The following is a 12792-nucleotide window of genomic DNA, read 5'->3' on the forward strand; positions in this document are numbered from 1 at the left end:
GAGAGTGAGGAAGAAGTTGAGGAATGATCTCCGTAAGCTCCCAGATACCGGCTGATTGCTGACTACATCTTCTATATTCAGCACGCCAAATAGGTCAGGTGCGGGTGACTCTGAGGAGACTACCCTGGTTAGAAGAATATAGGATCTGAGTCTCCACACACCCAGTTCGACAGACGAACGAAATGACCACGCGTTCGTTCGATCTTTATCCCGTCGCTGTCGGGCGGTTAGACCTCTCGAAGACATGGGCGCTGCAGGCTCCGCTTCGACTATCGAACGACTCGACCTTTCAGGCGTGAGGCGGCTGTATTCGGCAGTCTGAGAACGGTGGTTTGCGACCTCGTTCGAATCTTCGACCCCGTTACAATCCCGGCAACGGTGCATGGGCGAACGCTTTTGCGACACCGGGCGGTAATGAGGGGTATGGCCGAACGGGACACTCGCCGTGTCGCTCACGATCTTATGAGCGAGCCACACATCGCTGGACATCGCGTCAGTGTCCGTCAGGTGTACGCACTCGTCGAAGAACGCGGTATCGATGCCGAAACTGTCGCGGATCGATACGACGTGGACGTAGCCGACGTCTACCACGCGCTCGCGTACTATCACGATCACCCGCGAGAGATGAGCGACGTCGAAGCTGAACGCGAGGACGTGATTGATACGGTTCGGGAGTCGATCGAGCGTCCTGACGGCGTCGAACCGGACAGCGCCTGACATGGCGGCGTGGCAGTTCCTGCTCGACGAAAATATCGACCCGAAAGTAGCCACGTATCTCGAAAAAGAAGAACTGGACGCCGAGCACGTTCGAGACACGCTCGGACAGGGAGCGGACGACGAAGATGATGTCCTCCCCTACGCTCGTGAGCACGACCGCGTGATAGTCACGAGTGATGTGAAAGATTTCGGAGCGCTCCCGAGTGATGCCCACGCTGGCGTCGTCCTCCTCTACGACGACACGATGCCCGCCTACCGCGTCGCCTCCGCGTTGATACGGATGGTCGACACCTATCCGAGCCGTGACGAATTTGCGGGCCGTGAAGAACTCGATGCGTGGGATTGACGCAGATTGCGTGGCAGACTAGTCGAGGGGTGGTTGATTTTCTGGAAAGCGACGGGTTTCGTTGTACGTGAATTCCAGTCGGAACATTCCCTCGGTCGCCCATCGAACGAAAGCATAAGCAGGCCCGTTCGACCGGTGGTTTCTACGCTTTCGGGCGGTTATCGCATAGCAGATGTATGGGCGCTGCAGGATTTGAACCCGCGACAGCTTGGTCCGAAGCCAAGTACTCTGTCCAGACTGAGCTAAGCGCCCGGCACGCCGCGGTACACGACGTTCGGTGTTAAACGACTCGGTTCCGGGCGGTCGGTTCCGGGGTCTTTATGCACGCCACCGCGGGAGAATTCACCGATGGGGCTCGCCGAGCGCGGACGCGGACTCGCAGAGTTGACCCGGCCGGTGAACAGCATCGCGGCCGGCGTCCTCACGTTCATCGGGTCGTTCGTCGCCGTCAAACTCACTGCGGGCACAGCAGTTGGCGTCTGGTTGAACGTCACCGCAGCCTTCGTCGCCACCGTGTTGGCGACGAGTGCCGGCAACGCGATCAACGACTACTTCGACCGGGAGATCGACCGCATCAACGATCCGGATCGGCCGATTCCGCGCGGTGCGGTCACACCGCGTGCGGCGCTGTGGTTCAGCGTCGGCCTCTTTCTGTTGGCGGTCGCGCTCGTCCTCGCCGTCCTCCCGGTGCTGGCTATCGCCATCGCGGTGGTGAACCTGCTCGCACTCGTGACCTACACGGAGCTGTTCAAGGGCCTGCCTGGCGTGGGGAACGCACTCGTTGCCTACCTCGGCGGGAGTACGTTCCTGTTCGGCGGGGCGGCGGTCGGCGAGGTCGGCCCGACGGTCGTACTCTTCCTTCTCGCGGCGCTGTCGACGCTGTCCCGTGAGATAATCAAGGACGTGGAGGACGTGGCCGGCGACCGCGAGGAGGGGCTGAACACGCTCCCGATAGCCATCGGGGAACAGCGGTCGCTCGCGGTGGCGGTCGGACTGCTCGTCGTGGCGGCGGTCGCGAGTCCGCTCCCCTATTTCACTGACGTGTTCGGGGTCGCTTACCTGGCAGTCGTCGTCCCCGCGGACCTCGTGATGCTGTATGCGGGCTACGAGAGCCTGTCGGACCCGGCCGCTGGACAGGCGCGGTTGAAGTACGGGATGTTCCTCGCGGCGGCGGCGTTCGTGGTGGGTCGGGCGACGACGCTCGTCTGACGAACCGCCGCGAATCGTCGGTGAACGGGCGTCCACCGGACGAACGACACGAAAGAATATATGTACCGTGGGACAAAATTCGGAAGCAACGACGACGGTGCGTCCCACCCGTCGTGGAGACACCAGTAAACTCCTCCCATGTATGATTTGGGTCCCGATTTCGGTGACGCGACGGTCGCTCCCGGTTCGAACATCCTCATCGCCGGGCCGCCGCTGAGCGGGAAGCGACGGCTGGCGGTCGACGCCCTGGAACGCGGCTCGAATGCCGGCGAGGGCGTGATCGTCGTGACGACCCGTGACAACTCCCAGCGGATCATCGACGACTTCAGGACCATCCTCGACGACCCGGAGTCGACGGACCTCGGGATCGTCGACTGCGTGACCAAACACCAGGGCCGGAACGTCCGGGACTCGGAGATGATCAAGTACGCCTCCTCGCCCGTGGACATGACCGGCATCGGGATCAAGTTCTCCGAGTTCGTCGAGGAGTTCTACCGCAACCGTGGGATCGAGAAGAACCGTGTCATGTTCGACTCGCTGTCGACGCTGCTGATGTACTCGAACCTCCAGACGGTCTTCCGGTTCATGCACGTGTTCACGAGCCGCATCGAGAACGCCGACGCCGTCGGCATCCACACTATCGAGTCGACGGCCCACGACGAGGAGACGATGAACACGCTCAAACAGCTGTTCGACGGCATCGTCAGAACCGACGAGGACCGTAACGTCACCCTCCAGCTCCCCGGCGTCGACACCAGCGCCGCAGAACCGTAGGACAGCGACGCCGTTCCTCCCGAGGGCGTCACGCTCGGACGCTGGCACCGACGCTACGCTTTTCCGCTCGGCCGACCACAGTGTCCGTATGCCAATCGAGAGCGACGACGGACTGCGCGACGTGCTGGGCCTGAACACCATCGCGGTCGTCGGTGCGTCGACGACGCCGGGGAAGGCCGCCCACGACATTCCCCGGTACATGGAGCGCCAGGGCTACGAGATCGTCCCGGTCAACCCGTACGCCGACGAGGTGCTGGGGACGGAGGCCTACGACTCGCTCGACGAGGTCGAGACGGAGATCGACATCGTCGACGTGTTCCGGCCGAGCGAGGAGGTCGCCGGGATCGTCGACGCCGCACTCGACCGCGACGACGTGCAGGTGATCTGGATGCAACTCGACATCCGTGACGACGAGGCGGCGGCCCGCGCCGAGGAAGACGGCCGTCGGGTCGTCCAGGACAGGTGTCTCAAGGTCGAACACCAGCGATTGCTGGCCTAATCGTTCGAGGTGGCTGTCTCGTCAGTGGCGGCGTCGGCGGACCCCTCGGCACCCGACTGGCCCCCTTCGCCACTGCTCTCGGCGTCGTCGATGACGGCGTCGGCGATGGCCTGATCGACGTCGATGCCTTCCTTCTCGGCCAGGGCTTCGATGACGGCGCGCTGTTCGGCGAGTTCGTGAGAGACGGCGTCGACCTGGTCGCTCGTGTGTTCGACGCGGTTGCGGAGTTCGTCCACGTCGTCGCGGACCTCGTTCATCTTCGTGTAGGCCTTCTCGGCCTGGTCGATCATCGTCTGAATCTTCTGTTTGGTGTTCCCGAGTCCGACCATACGCACCCGTTGCTCCCGGACCCACGTGGCCGTTTCGGCTCCGGCACGACCAAGGCGGCACCGATGGACTGCCGTGAGCGCCGTGAACGCGGGAACGCCGCGGTTAAGTCGCGGGCACTCCGACGGCCGAGCATGAACGACCTGCGGCTCGCCCCGACGGTCGGTATCGTGGCAAGTCTGGCGGTTCTCGCCGCCCTCGCCGCGCCGTACGTTCTCGCCGAGTCGGCGGGCGACGTGGGGCTGTACTACAGTTCCGGCGCCCTCAATCCACTGCTCGCAGGGCTGTTCGCACTCGTCGTCCTGATCGTGTTCGCCGCGGGTCGCGAGGGACGCACCGACCCCGGACTCGCTGCCGGCGCCGCCCTCGCGCTCGGCCTGTTCACGCTGTTGATCGTCGTCGCGTGGGCACTGACCGTGCGCGTGGACGTACTCGTCATCGCCACCGCCCACCGCTGGGCCGTCGTCGCGGCCGCCGCCCTCCTTCCAGTGAGTGCGCTCTGGTTCGCCCGCGCACTGAACGTGCTCTGAGACGGACGCGGAACGGGGCGCGCGCGGTCGAACCGGGAGACGGGGCACGGTTCCGAAAGGCCCTTATGGGGGAGCGAGGTAGATGGAGGTGGACTAGGTTGGGCAGTTAGGCCCTGCTCCTCGCCCGCACTACGGTCTTGAGCGGGAACCGAACCCGGGGGCGTCCGGTCAGACGGCCACGGGCCCCGCAAGCCAACGTCGAAGCCTCGTCCTGCGGGGGCGGCGGTCCACGACGCGACGTCTGCAGGGACGCTCGGTCGTGGTTAGCCAGGGACACCCCGTCAGGCGCGGAAGCGAGCAGCGGATCCCTGGACACCCGTCGCTCGTAGGGTCGCGGGGTGGAGGAGGTGCGCGGGCCTACCCGTGTCCGAACGCCGGGCAATCTCGCTGTCCGTCCATTCATCCCACCTTTTTCCAGCTCGGGGAGCCGCAGGCTCCCACTCGCGGCAAAAACGTGGGCGAAAAAGGCCGGACGCTCGTTGCACTCGCGTCCGGTGAACCGGGCCGCTTCGCGGCGCGGATGCTTGTCGGACCGGTGTTCGTCCAGCAGGTGGACCGAGCGGTTCGGGCGTTCGATCTACGAGCACATCGGCACTCAGTACAGAGTATGAATCTCCCACGGAGCGACTCATACAGAGCACCCGGCTCACGTGAGCGGACGGCGGGATGAGCAGGTCGCTATCGAGTTACCCTATCTGAACGGCAAATACGATCTGGTCGGTCAGGAGAATCTGAAGCGGTTGGCCGGCGTCGTTCCATTCCTGTGTTTCTGAGTACGGTGATTCTCTGGTCTCGTCGGTATACGTGACTTCTACGTCGTAGTCACTGTCCATTATCACCTCGTTGTTGATCTTCTGTCTCGAATGCGGATTCATGTCGAAACTGGTCTCTATATTCGGTGACGTCTCACCGCGCTGCGTTACCGTCACCTCGACTGTCCGCGATACTTCTGCAACGTTGTGAATGATGACATCAGTTGCACCCCGGCTACTCCGGCCCCCATCGACACAACCAGCGATCCCGACAAGGCCGGCTAACCCAATTCCAGCGAGGAAGCGTCGCCGTGATCGAGTCGATCTCATACGCCTCATTCAACTCACTGAAATAAAAGGGCACTCTTGGCTTCAGTCCCTCTTTGTCTCTCTGCGGTCAGCGGAGTCAATCCGAGACTGTCAACTCAACACTCAAGCGGAAGTACGGTGCGTTCGTTCGCTCACGACGATGGTGGAAGCAATCCCGTGAACTCACTATTCCTGTCTCAGTCACAACATCGAGCGATCACTCTGAGTGGCCAAGACAGGTGAAGCACAGATCGCTCAATACAGGGAACTCTCAAATTTCGTAGCACAGTCAGTTCCCTGAATGTATCTCTCCATCTGTTTGAAATACCGTGATTAAAACCAGCACGAGTGTTCCAAACACAATTGCACTTCCGATCATGCGAGCGGTGGTTGATATTGCCGTTTCATACCCTCGAATCGCAATAGCAATATCACCAAGCGTTGCGACCCCGAGTCCGAGTAAAAAGACGCAAGCGATGAGGAGATGTCGGATTGATCCGAGTAGTTCGTTCGTTTTGGAGGGCATCAATAGGAATTCTAATAGTATCTTCATAATCCTACCGAAACAGACAGCAGCAGGCCAACACGGAGTCTTCAGCGAACAGCCGTTACAGGAGAAAATATGTCTGAAGAAGAGGATTTCAACAGAGCCCCTACAGTCTCATTCGACGATGGTTACACCCGTAATCTCGAATCGTGCCCCACCATCCTCACTCTCGGTGACGTGAATATCCCATCTGTGTGCAGCGACGATCTCGGCGACGATGGCCAGCCCAAACCCGGTACCAGCCTCGCTAGTCGTGTAGCCCGCTTCGAAGGCATCCGACCGCTCTGCTGGTGGGATTCCTGGTCCATCGTCAGCAACGTAAAATCCTGGCTGGTCACTTAGCTTCCCGACGGTGACGGTCACGTCCGGGCTTCCATGGTCAATCGCGTTCCGAAAGAGGTTCTCGAACAGTCGCTTCACCCGATCGGGGTTCGCCTCGAAGGTGAGGTCATCGTCGAGCGTCAACTCGGCATCGCCAGTCGCAACCATTGCCCAACAGTCCTGGACAATCGTCGAAAGCCGTACTGCATCCCAGTGTTCGATCTGCTGACCATCTCGTGCGAGCGTGAGGATCTCACCGATCAGCGTCTCCATTCGTGTGAGTGCCCGGTCGATTGCCGCGACGTTGTCGTCGTCTACCTCCAGGTCTTCGCGGAGGAGTTCGAACCGGCCCTGAGCCACGTTGAGCGGATTCCGCATATCGTGGCTCACGAGACTGGCAAACCGATCGAGACGTTCGTTTTGGCGTTCTAGTTCTTGCCGATACTGCTCGCGCTCGGTCACATCCGTGAACGTTAGGGTGCTACCAAGTCCCCGTTTCGCCGTTCCGTAGGGTGTGTCCGTCAGTCGGAAATAACCCGTTCCCCCATCGTGCAGTCTCTCCAGGATTGGGGTTTCACTATCGAGGCGCTCTGCCACTGACGGGAGTATCGAATCGAGTGGTGCACCGCGTGCAGTGGCGAGATTCGTGAAGAGCTGACGGGCAGCCCGATTCGTGTCCCGAATATGGCCGTCCGCATCAAGTGCAATCACAGGAGTGTCCCGTTCTGCAGCGAGTTGAATAGCTTCAAACCGGTCGAGATAGACGAACATGACGCCGACGGCGAAGATGGCCACTCCGAGGGGTTCATACGTGATGTCGATGAGGGCGGGCGTTGTATAGCCGATTAGGTCCGCTGCGACCGGGAGGCCAGTAATCCCGACCAGCACCACGAGTGGGCGCGTATCGAGGTCGATCGCGGTGAACAATTCCAGGAGCATGAAGTAGCCGATGAAGGCGAGCGCGTAGGACAGCCCCATTGCGGCCCAATGCAGCGGGCCTGTGGCAACGGCTAGATGGGAGAATGGCGTAGTGAGGGGAGTCGCTGTGAAATACCCGTGATGGAGGGGGTTCGTGACTTTCACAGCGACGAGGGCGACGAAGACACCGACGGCGAGCTTGCGGTAGGTCGGGTTGCGATGATATGTGCGGTTCGTATACGCCGAGCAGAAGTATAGCCACGCGCCCACAGCTGCAAGGCCTAAAATCAGGCCGAGGACATACCAGCCGAGTTTGAGTTGCCGCGTCGGCGATATGAGTAGCCCGACATGTGCGGTTGCCCATCCACCACTCGTGAGGAGAAGCGCCAACAGGCCCCGGCGCGTGTCTGCATCGCTAATGCGCTGGAGACGAGTGAGACTACCGAAACAGGCGAGCGCCGCGAGGGCAAACAGCGTAACGTACAGAGAAAAGATCAGGGATGACGAGAGAAGTGCCACTACGAGATCAGACAACCGTTGCTGCCAAGACTCTATTGATAGTTTTCAGTGTCTGAAACGGTGTCATACAACGGTTCACACACACCAGTTTTCGGCACTTCTGAATCGCTCGATACAGGGCGCGTATCGGTCGGAGAACGTCTTTGCTCTCGGTATTCATTGAGTGGTGTGTCGATTGCACGTCACAGCCAATCGTCTGGGAGTTCATCTTCGTGGTCATCCAGTAGTTCGAGCAGTGGCCTGATTTCATCGAAGTTCGGCCCCTTCATCACTTCGTGTGTGTCCTCGTCCCACTCGATAAACCCGTAATCGGTCAGCTTCGGCAGGTGAACGTGTTGCATCGACACGAGACGCTCGACCGCGTCAGATTCGCTTTCGGAGTCAGCAATGACGACTGCTGAATCGTCTTGAGGATTGTGCTCTAACAACGCAACCAATAGCTTCCGTCGCTGAACGTCGGCCAATGCGTCCACCATATCGTCAAATGAGATTGTCTGCCCCCACATTCTTCATATTCGTTCATCGGCCAGGACACAGATAACATGCCCACAATTTCACAGTGATCTAACGTTTGATTATCCGAGTGAACAGACGTAGATTTGCTCAGTGCGCACGCACACTGAGCAGAGCGAGTGTCCGGTTCTCGGCGCAGAGAGCCGGTCAGTACAGAAGACGCACCTTTCACCAACTACCGTGGTCCGTTGCTCATCCTAACTGCACCAGAGATTGGCAGGCAAACGTCTCACTCCTTCTCAGCGGTCGAGACGTCCTGCCAAGACGACTCACCGAAGAACGACTGAAGCGCCATGAGGACTCCCACGTACGTCCCGAAAACAACGACTAAGAGCGGGATCACAAGTGCCAGCACTAAACTCCCTAGTGGGTTGGCTCCGAACATCTGGAGGGGCGTCATGTCATACAGTAGATTCCATCCCCATATAATATTGTCGAAATCGTGCACAACCGCTTACATCTGTGACTTCTGGATGAGACAAATATTTTGCCTTTGCATGTCGTTTTTTGCTTGTGTCCCCTATAGAGTCCCTCAAGGAAACGTGGAGTACCGTAACTAGTTTCAACTCAGTATGGGTGTGGTTTCTCCTCGTCGGAGTTGCTGGTGGAGTTGGACTGTTCATTTCTTGGGAACTGAGCGAACTCTGGGAACACCTGTTCGGGTACTCCTCGGTAATGACCGTACTGACGACGATTATCGTCCTCTTGCTGTCCTATTTCTGCCTGAGCTACCTTGCCTCATCTGTTCTCGACAATCAGGAAGTGAGTGCGAAATAGGCAGTTCTACTGACCGGCTGATTCATCCGGAACGGTGTGAAACCAACGATGGCCAACTGCTGACTGCAAGTTCTGAGTCTTGCGGTCGCTCACATCCCATGTCTGAAATCCGTCAGAGTGGCGAGTGTTGAATGCAACGCGCGTATCGGTCATCGAATCTGCGAAGGCCGGCGAGCGAGTGATTGGTTTGACGCAGGTCACCCAGTAGCCCGATGGATCCGCCGATACTCCACGCCACCTGCCAACCCCGCGAGAACGACGACGCCGACCCAGAAGAGAATATACAACGCGAATGGTGTCGGAACAGCAGCAGGTGCACGAACTGGGGTCGTCAGCCACGAGCCGACGACTGAAACCAGCAGGCAGACAGCGACGACGATACCAGGTGCAATGACCCCCTCACCGACGTAGAACAGGACTGGGACGAATCCGAGAAGAAACATTCCAAGAATGATATACGATCCATTGAGTGGTTTGACCGTGAGCATCTCCCCCAGATTGTCAAACCAATAATTCCAGAGCAGAGTCGCCACACCTGCGTGGACGATCCCCCCGACCACCCCCCAGATAACCGAAGCCCGTGAGACCAGCGTTCGCGGTGAGTCACCGCTCATATGATATGGCAGTCGGTCGCCTCCCTAAGCAATTGTGCCGTGCCGAATCCATCCTCTGTATGCAGCAGCGCTCTGATAGCATCAACGCGAACTGGTAGAAGCTACAGCGGTAGGTTGGCAGACACATCGAGCAACTGATGACCAGCATCCGCGCGAACGCAGTGAGGGCGGTTCACCGACTGCGAGGCGAAGCCGAGCAGTCGGCCTTTTTCCCCACGTTTTTATCGCGAGTGGTTCCCGCAGGCGCTCGAAGAGCGCCGAGGAAACCCGAGCGATAAAAAGTGGTTGTCTAGTCGTCCGCGGGTTCGATGACGCCCTCGATGTTGGCGATTTCGAGGTCGCCGCCGATGGTACGGTTCGGGTAGGGAATGTTGATTCCCTCCTCGTCGAACCGCTGTTTGACGGCCTGGACGTACTCGCCGCGGGTTTTCACGAAGTCCGCCCGCGAGGGGTTCGAAATCCAGATGCGCGACTTGAGGCCGACGGAGGAGTCTCCCAGTTCGGTCAGGCGGACGGACGGCGCCGGGTCGTCGAGGATGTCCTCGTTGTTTTCGGCTTCCTCGATGATAATTTCGGTCGCCTTGTCGATGTCGTCGTCGTAGCCGATGCCGAAGAGGAACTGCAGGCGGAGCTGGTCCTTCGCGACCGGGTTCTTGATGACCCCGTCCGTGAGCTGTGAGTTCGGGACCGTCAGGAGTTCGTTGTCGAAGGTCCGGACGCGGGTGACTCGCAGGGAGATGTCCTCGACGACGCCGGAGTTGCCGTCCCACTCGATCCAGTCGCCGATACGGAACGGCCGGTCGGTGAAGATGAAGATGCCGGCGACGAAGTTCGAGATGACGTCCTGCATGGCGAAGCCGATAGCCAGCGTCGCGGCGGCGGCGATGGTCGCCAGCGACTGGAGGAAGTTCCCGTAGCCGGCGAACCCGAACGCGAAGGAGATGGCGAAGAAGACGATCAGGACGCTCACGAGCTTCTGAAGTGGCTTCTTCGCGTGTGCGTCGAGGCCACGGCGGTCGAGAGTGCGCCCGATCAGCGGGAGGATGACGATACGCCCGGCCAGGTAGATGGTCGTAAACGCGACGAGAAAGCGCAGGGCCGAACTGATTGCGTTGGCGTAGGGGACGCCGTTCTCCGCGAGCGTCCGCGCGAGACCACCTGACAACTGGAGAACGACGCTCACCGTGCGATCACCGCCGTGTGCCCCCGCGTCTCGACGAGGTCGGAGTCGACGCGGTCGGCCAGTTCCGCGGCCAGTTCGTCGGTCGTGGTCCCACCGCGGGCCGCTCGGAGGAACTTCACCTTCACGAGGTCCTCGTTCGACAGCTGCTCGGCGAGTTCGTCGACGGCCGGGTCGAGACCGTGTTTCCCGACCCAAAGTGTCACGTCCAGGTCGTGAATCCGGCCTGTCCTGTCCTCTGTAGTCATCTCTACCGCTTTCTCGCTGGGAGGTGGTAAAAACTACGGCTCGGTCACTCGCACCCGACCCGTTCGGCCATCGTCACCGCTGTCGTCCGGTTGGCGCTCCCGGTGACACTGTAGGCGTAGCCGTCACACCGCCAGCGAACGGTCCGCAGGTCGTACCGGCCGCCGGCGTCCGGGCTGAACACCGCCCGCTGACCGGCGACGGTGATGAGGCTATCGTTGAGTCCTTCGCGACCGAGCGTCGTCCCCGGTTCGACGGGCGCTTTGCTCACGATCAGGATCGCGGACTCGTTCGTGACCGTCTGTGGCCGATACTGCATGGTGAGCACGGGCCGGGTATCGTCGCGGACGAACTGCGCCCGGCCGAATCGGAGGTCGCCGGGCGGGGCCGGGTCGGGGACGGTAAAGGGCGTGCTCGCGTTCGCGACCGAGATGTCGTCGAAGGTCTCGACGGTAGCCGTCTCCTCCCGGGCCGCCACCGCGGTCCCCGCGGGCGGTTCGAAGGCGAACCCGTCGTCGTACCGCGGCTCGAACCGCAGGTTCGTGTGGCGGACGGTCGTGATCCGGCGGTCGGCGCCGCTCCCGGTCACCGAACGGGCTTTCACGGGGACGAAGTGCCGGCGTTCGAGCCAGACGGTCACGGTGTGGTTCCCCTCCCCACGGCGCAGGTCGAGGACGATAGTGTCGTGGCCGTCGACGGTCTCGTTGCCCCGGTAGGAGACGCTGTGGACCGAATCGAAGGTCAGTCGACCGGCGGCCTCGCCATCGGTGCCGGGCAGGACAGGCACTGGCGAGACGCCGGTCGGGGCGACCTCGCCGGTCCCGCTCGTGTCGTCGGTGAAGACGCTGTCGAGGAAGTTCGCGTACGCGACGCGAGCGGCGGCGGTCCGCGTCCGCCCCGTCCGCATGGCGGTCCCGCGGTCCGGGTCGTACGTCAGCGTGCCGCTCCCGTTCCGGGCGACGACAGTGCCGGCCACCTCGGCTGGTACCTCCCAGCGGACGGATACCGTGTCCCCGGCCGGGCGGAGACGGACCCTGGCGCGTGTCGTCCGCTCGGTCCCGTTCGCGTACTCGACGGTCGTGACCCGTGTCGCGGCCAGTCCCGACAGCGACCGGTACTCCTCCGTCGCCTCGCTCGCGCTCGGCAGGCCGGGTGGACCCCCCTGTGACGGCGTGAGCAGCGCCAGCGCGACGCCGAACACGACCGTCGAGATGATGAGCCCGACGGCGACCATCGCGACGAGATAGACTCGCTTTCCCATCCCTTGTCACGCACCAGACCAATGGAGAAGATAGGCCTTGCGTTGCGACTGGTCGTGCTGGCCGATCACTCGTAGGGGTACCGCGACTGGGCCCCGCAGTCACAGGTAACGACGACGTGTCCCGACCGCGTCCGGACGCGGGCGTTCACGCCGGGCCGGAGGTAGGCGTCACAGGCGTCGCAGGTGAACCGCCGGAAGTCTCGCGGGAGCGACAGCCGGTTCCGCTCGGCCACGCGACGGGCGCGCCTGACGTAGGCGCGGGCGCGGTCGAACTGCCCGTCGGCCGTCGCCGCCCGCGCGAGGTCGTGCAGGCGGGCGATGCGCTCGGCCGCGAGGCGGTCCTGATCGGCCATCGACGTACCGTGGCCGCCGGACCGGCCTATAGGTTGCGCTCCGGGCCCGACCGACTTCCGGCAGGGTTTTGCCGGGCGCC

Annotated in this window: 17 protein-coding genes, 1 tRNA gene, 1 other RNA gene and 1 pseudogene; 8 read left to right on the forward strand and 12 right to left on the reverse strand. The window is 61.4% G+C overall.

Annotated features, from left to right (window positions below):
- Nucleotides 1-423: 423 nt before the first annotated feature.
- Nucleotides 424-717, forward strand: a complete 294-nt coding sequence (locus MUG96_RS12760; protein ID WP_246983336.1) for a DUF433 domain-containing protein — start codon at nucleotides 424-426, stop codon at nucleotides 715-717.
- Nucleotide 718: 1 nt separating this feature from the next.
- The gene (locus tag MUG96_RS12765) at nucleotides 719-1063 is read left to right on the forward strand and encodes a DUF5615 family PIN-like protein (protein WP_246983338.1); all 345 of its coding nucleotides are present in this window, start codon (nucleotides 719-721) and stop codon (nucleotides 1061-1063) included.
- A 177-nt stretch (nucleotides 1064-1240) separates the two neighbouring features.
- Here the strand turns inward: MUG96_RS12765 and MUG96_RS12770 are convergent.
- Nucleotides 1241-1315 (reverse strand) — tRNA-Arg (locus MUG96_RS12770).
- A 96-nt stretch (nucleotides 1316-1411) separates the two neighbouring features.
- Between MUG96_RS12770 and MUG96_RS12775 the strand changes: the two genes are divergently transcribed.
- From MUG96_RS12775 to MUG96_RS12785, 3 genes are all read left to right on the forward strand, one after another.
- A complete protein-coding gene (locus MUG96_RS12775) occupies nucleotides 1412-2272 on the forward strand; it encodes a geranylgeranylglycerol-phosphate geranylgeranyltransferase (RefSeq protein WP_246983340.1) in 861 nt (286 codons plus the stop codon).
- Nucleotides 2273-2410: 138 nt separating this feature from the next.
- Nucleotides 2411-3046, forward strand: a complete 636-nt coding sequence (locus tag MUG96_RS12780) for an RAD55 family ATPase (protein ID WP_246983342.1) — start codon at nucleotides 2411-2413, stop codon at nucleotides 3044-3046.
- 88 nt (nucleotides 3047-3134) lie between these two features.
- Nucleotides 3135-3545 carry a CoA-binding protein gene (locus MUG96_RS12785; protein ID WP_246983344.1) on the forward strand — a complete coding sequence of 137 codons (411 nt, stop codon included), beginning with the start codon at nucleotides 3135-3137 and terminating at the stop codon, nucleotides 3543-3545.
- Here the strand turns inward: MUG96_RS12785 and MUG96_RS12790 are convergent.
- Nucleotides 3542-3874 (reverse strand): DUF5798 family protein, encoded by a 333-nt coding sequence (locus MUG96_RS12790; protein WP_246983346.1) that lies wholly within the window; start codon nucleotides 3872-3874, stop codon nucleotides 3542-3544. The genes MUG96_RS12785 and MUG96_RS12790 overlap by 4 nt on opposite strands.
- A gap of 132 nt (nucleotides 3875-4006) precedes the next feature.
- On the opposite strand from MUG96_RS12790, the gene MUG96_RS12795 reads away from it, so the two are divergent.
- Both MUG96_RS12795 and ffs read left to right on the forward strand, forming a co-directional pair.
- Complete coding sequence (locus MUG96_RS12795) at nucleotides 4007-4402, forward strand: DUF7548 family protein (RefSeq protein ID WP_246983348.1); 396 nt, start codon at nucleotides 4007-4009, stop codon at nucleotides 4400-4402.
- 86 nt (nucleotides 4403-4488) lie between these two features.
- An RNA gene (gene ffs / locus MUG96_RS12800) (signal recognition particle sRNA) lies at nucleotides 4489-4799 on the forward strand.
- 289 nt (nucleotides 4800-5088) lie between these two features.
- Here ffs and MUG96_RS12805 read toward each other — a convergent pair.
- On the reverse strand, nucleotides 5089-5484 hold the full coding sequence (locus tag MUG96_RS12805) for a hypothetical protein (protein WP_246983349.1): 396 nt from the start codon (nucleotides 5482-5484) through the stop codon (nucleotides 5089-5091).
- A 59-nt stretch (nucleotides 5485-5543) separates the two neighbouring features.
- Here MUG96_RS12805 and MUG96_RS12810 point away from each other — a divergent pair.
- Nucleotides 5544-5689: pseudogene (locus MUG96_RS12810) on the forward strand (IS5/IS1182 family transposase); the annotation flags it as partial.
- Between the two features lie 63 nt (nucleotides 5690-5752).
- On the opposite strand, the gene MUG96_RS12815 reads toward MUG96_RS12810, so the two are convergent.
- From MUG96_RS12815 to MUG96_RS12855, 9 genes are all read right to left on the reverse strand, one after another.
- On the reverse strand, nucleotides 5753-5989 hold the full coding sequence (locus tag MUG96_RS12815; protein ID WP_246983350.1) for a hypothetical protein: 237 nt from the start codon (nucleotides 5987-5989) through the stop codon (nucleotides 5753-5755).
- Between the two features lie 135 nt (nucleotides 5990-6124).
- Nucleotides 6125-7768: a sensor histidine kinase gene (locus MUG96_RS12820; RefSeq protein ID WP_246983351.1), complete on the reverse strand. Its 1644-nt coding sequence runs from the start codon at nucleotides 7766-7768 to the stop codon at nucleotides 6125-6127.
- Between the two features lie 182 nt (nucleotides 7769-7950).
- Nucleotides 7951-8244: a DUF7344 domain-containing protein gene (locus MUG96_RS12825; protein ID WP_246983352.1), complete on the reverse strand. Its 294-nt coding sequence runs from the start codon at nucleotides 8242-8244 to the stop codon at nucleotides 7951-7953.
- A gap of 266 nt (nucleotides 8245-8510) precedes the next feature.
- Nucleotides 8511-8681 carry a hypothetical protein gene (locus tag MUG96_RS12830; protein WP_246983353.1) on the reverse strand — a complete coding sequence of 57 codons (171 nt, stop codon included), beginning with the start codon at nucleotides 8679-8681 and terminating at the stop codon, nucleotides 8511-8513.
- A 574-nt stretch (nucleotides 8682-9255) separates the two neighbouring features.
- Nucleotides 9256-9672: a hypothetical protein gene (locus MUG96_RS12835; RefSeq protein ID WP_246983354.1), complete on the reverse strand. Its 417-nt coding sequence runs from the start codon at nucleotides 9670-9672 to the stop codon at nucleotides 9256-9258.
- Nucleotides 9673-9961: 289 nt separating this feature from the next.
- Entirely contained in the window at nucleotides 9962-10855 is an 894-nt protein-coding gene (locus MUG96_RS12840) for a mechanosensitive ion channel family protein (protein ID WP_246983356.1), read from the reverse strand.
- Complete coding sequence (locus MUG96_RS12845) at nucleotides 10852-11100, reverse strand: YhbY family RNA-binding protein (RefSeq protein ID WP_246983358.1); 249 nt, start codon at nucleotides 11098-11100, stop codon at nucleotides 10852-10854. The genes MUG96_RS12840 and MUG96_RS12845 overlap by 4 nt, the downstream gene beginning before the upstream one ends.
- Before the next feature lie 44 nt (nucleotides 11101-11144).
- A complete protein-coding gene (locus MUG96_RS12850; protein WP_246983360.1) occupies nucleotides 11145-12359 on the reverse strand; it encodes a LolA family protein in 1215 nt (404 codons plus the stop codon).
- Nucleotides 12360-12424: 65 nt separating this feature from the next.
- Complete coding sequence (locus MUG96_RS12855; protein WP_246983361.1) at nucleotides 12425-12712, reverse strand: ribonuclease P protein component 4; 288 nt, start codon at nucleotides 12710-12712, stop codon at nucleotides 12425-12427.
- Nucleotides 12713-12792: the final 80 nt, after the last annotated feature.

The organism is Halorientalis marina, from assembly GCF_023028345.1.
Classification (GTDB): Archaea; Halobacteriota; Halobacteria; order Halobacteriales; family Haloarculaceae; genus Halorientalis; species Halorientalis marina.

Bases quoted from the DNA above. Each gene is read 5' to 3' on its own strand.
- MUG96_RS12780 (WP_246983342.1), top strand. From the start codon at position 2,411: ATGTATGATTTGGGTCCCGATTTCGGTGACGCGACGGTCGCTCCCGGT.
- MUG96_RS12785 (WP_246983344.1), top strand. From the start codon at position 3,135: ATGCCAATCGAGAGCGACGACGGACTGCGCGACGTGCTGGGCCTGAAC.
- MUG96_RS12765 (WP_246983338.1), top strand. From the start codon at position 719: ATGGCGGCGTGGCAGTTCCTGCTCGACGAAAATATCGACCCGAAAGTA.
- MUG96_RS12855 (WP_246983361.1), bottom strand. From the start codon at position 12,712: ATGGCCGATCAGGACCGCCTCGCGGCCGAGCGCATCGCCCGCCTGCAC.
- MUG96_RS12830 (WP_246983353.1), bottom strand. From the start codon at position 8,681: ATGACGCCCCTCCAGATGTTCGGAGCCAACCCACTAGGGAGTTTAGTG.
- MUG96_RS12790 (WP_246983346.1), bottom strand. From the start codon at position 3,874: ATGGTCGGACTCGGGAACACCAAACAGAAGATTCAGACGATGATCGAC.
- MUG96_RS12775 (WP_246983340.1), top strand. From the start codon at position 1,412: ATGGGGCTCGCCGAGCGCGGACGCGGACTCGCAGAGTTGACCCGGCCG.
- MUG96_RS12850 (WP_246983360.1), bottom strand. From the start codon at position 12,359: ATGGGAAAGCGAGTCTATCTCGTCGCGATGGTCGCCGTCGGGCTCATC.
- MUG96_RS12835 (WP_246983354.1), bottom strand. From the start codon at position 9,672: ATGAGCGGTGACTCACCGCGAACGCTGGTCTCACGGGCTTCGGTTATC.
- MUG96_RS12760 (WP_246983336.1), top strand. From the start codon at position 424: ATGGCCGAACGGGACACTCGCCGTGTCGCTCACGATCTTATGAGCGAG.
- MUG96_RS12845 (WP_246983358.1), bottom strand. From the start codon at position 11,100: ATGACTACAGAGGACAGGACAGGCCGGATTCACGACCTGGACGTGACA.
- MUG96_RS12795 (WP_246983348.1), top strand. From the start codon at position 4,007: ATGAACGACCTGCGGCTCGCCCCGACGGTCGGTATCGTGGCAAGTCTG.
- MUG96_RS12805 (WP_246983349.1), bottom strand. From the start codon at position 5,484: ATGAGATCGACTCGATCACGGCGACGCTTCCTCGCTGGAATTGGGTTA.
- MUG96_RS12815 (WP_246983350.1), bottom strand. From the start codon at position 5,989: ATGCCCTCCAAAACGAACGAACTACTCGGATCAATCCGACATCTCCTC.
- MUG96_RS12825 (WP_246983352.1), bottom strand. From the start codon at position 8,244: ATGGTGGACGCATTGGCCGACGTTCAGCGACGGAAGCTATTGGTTGCG.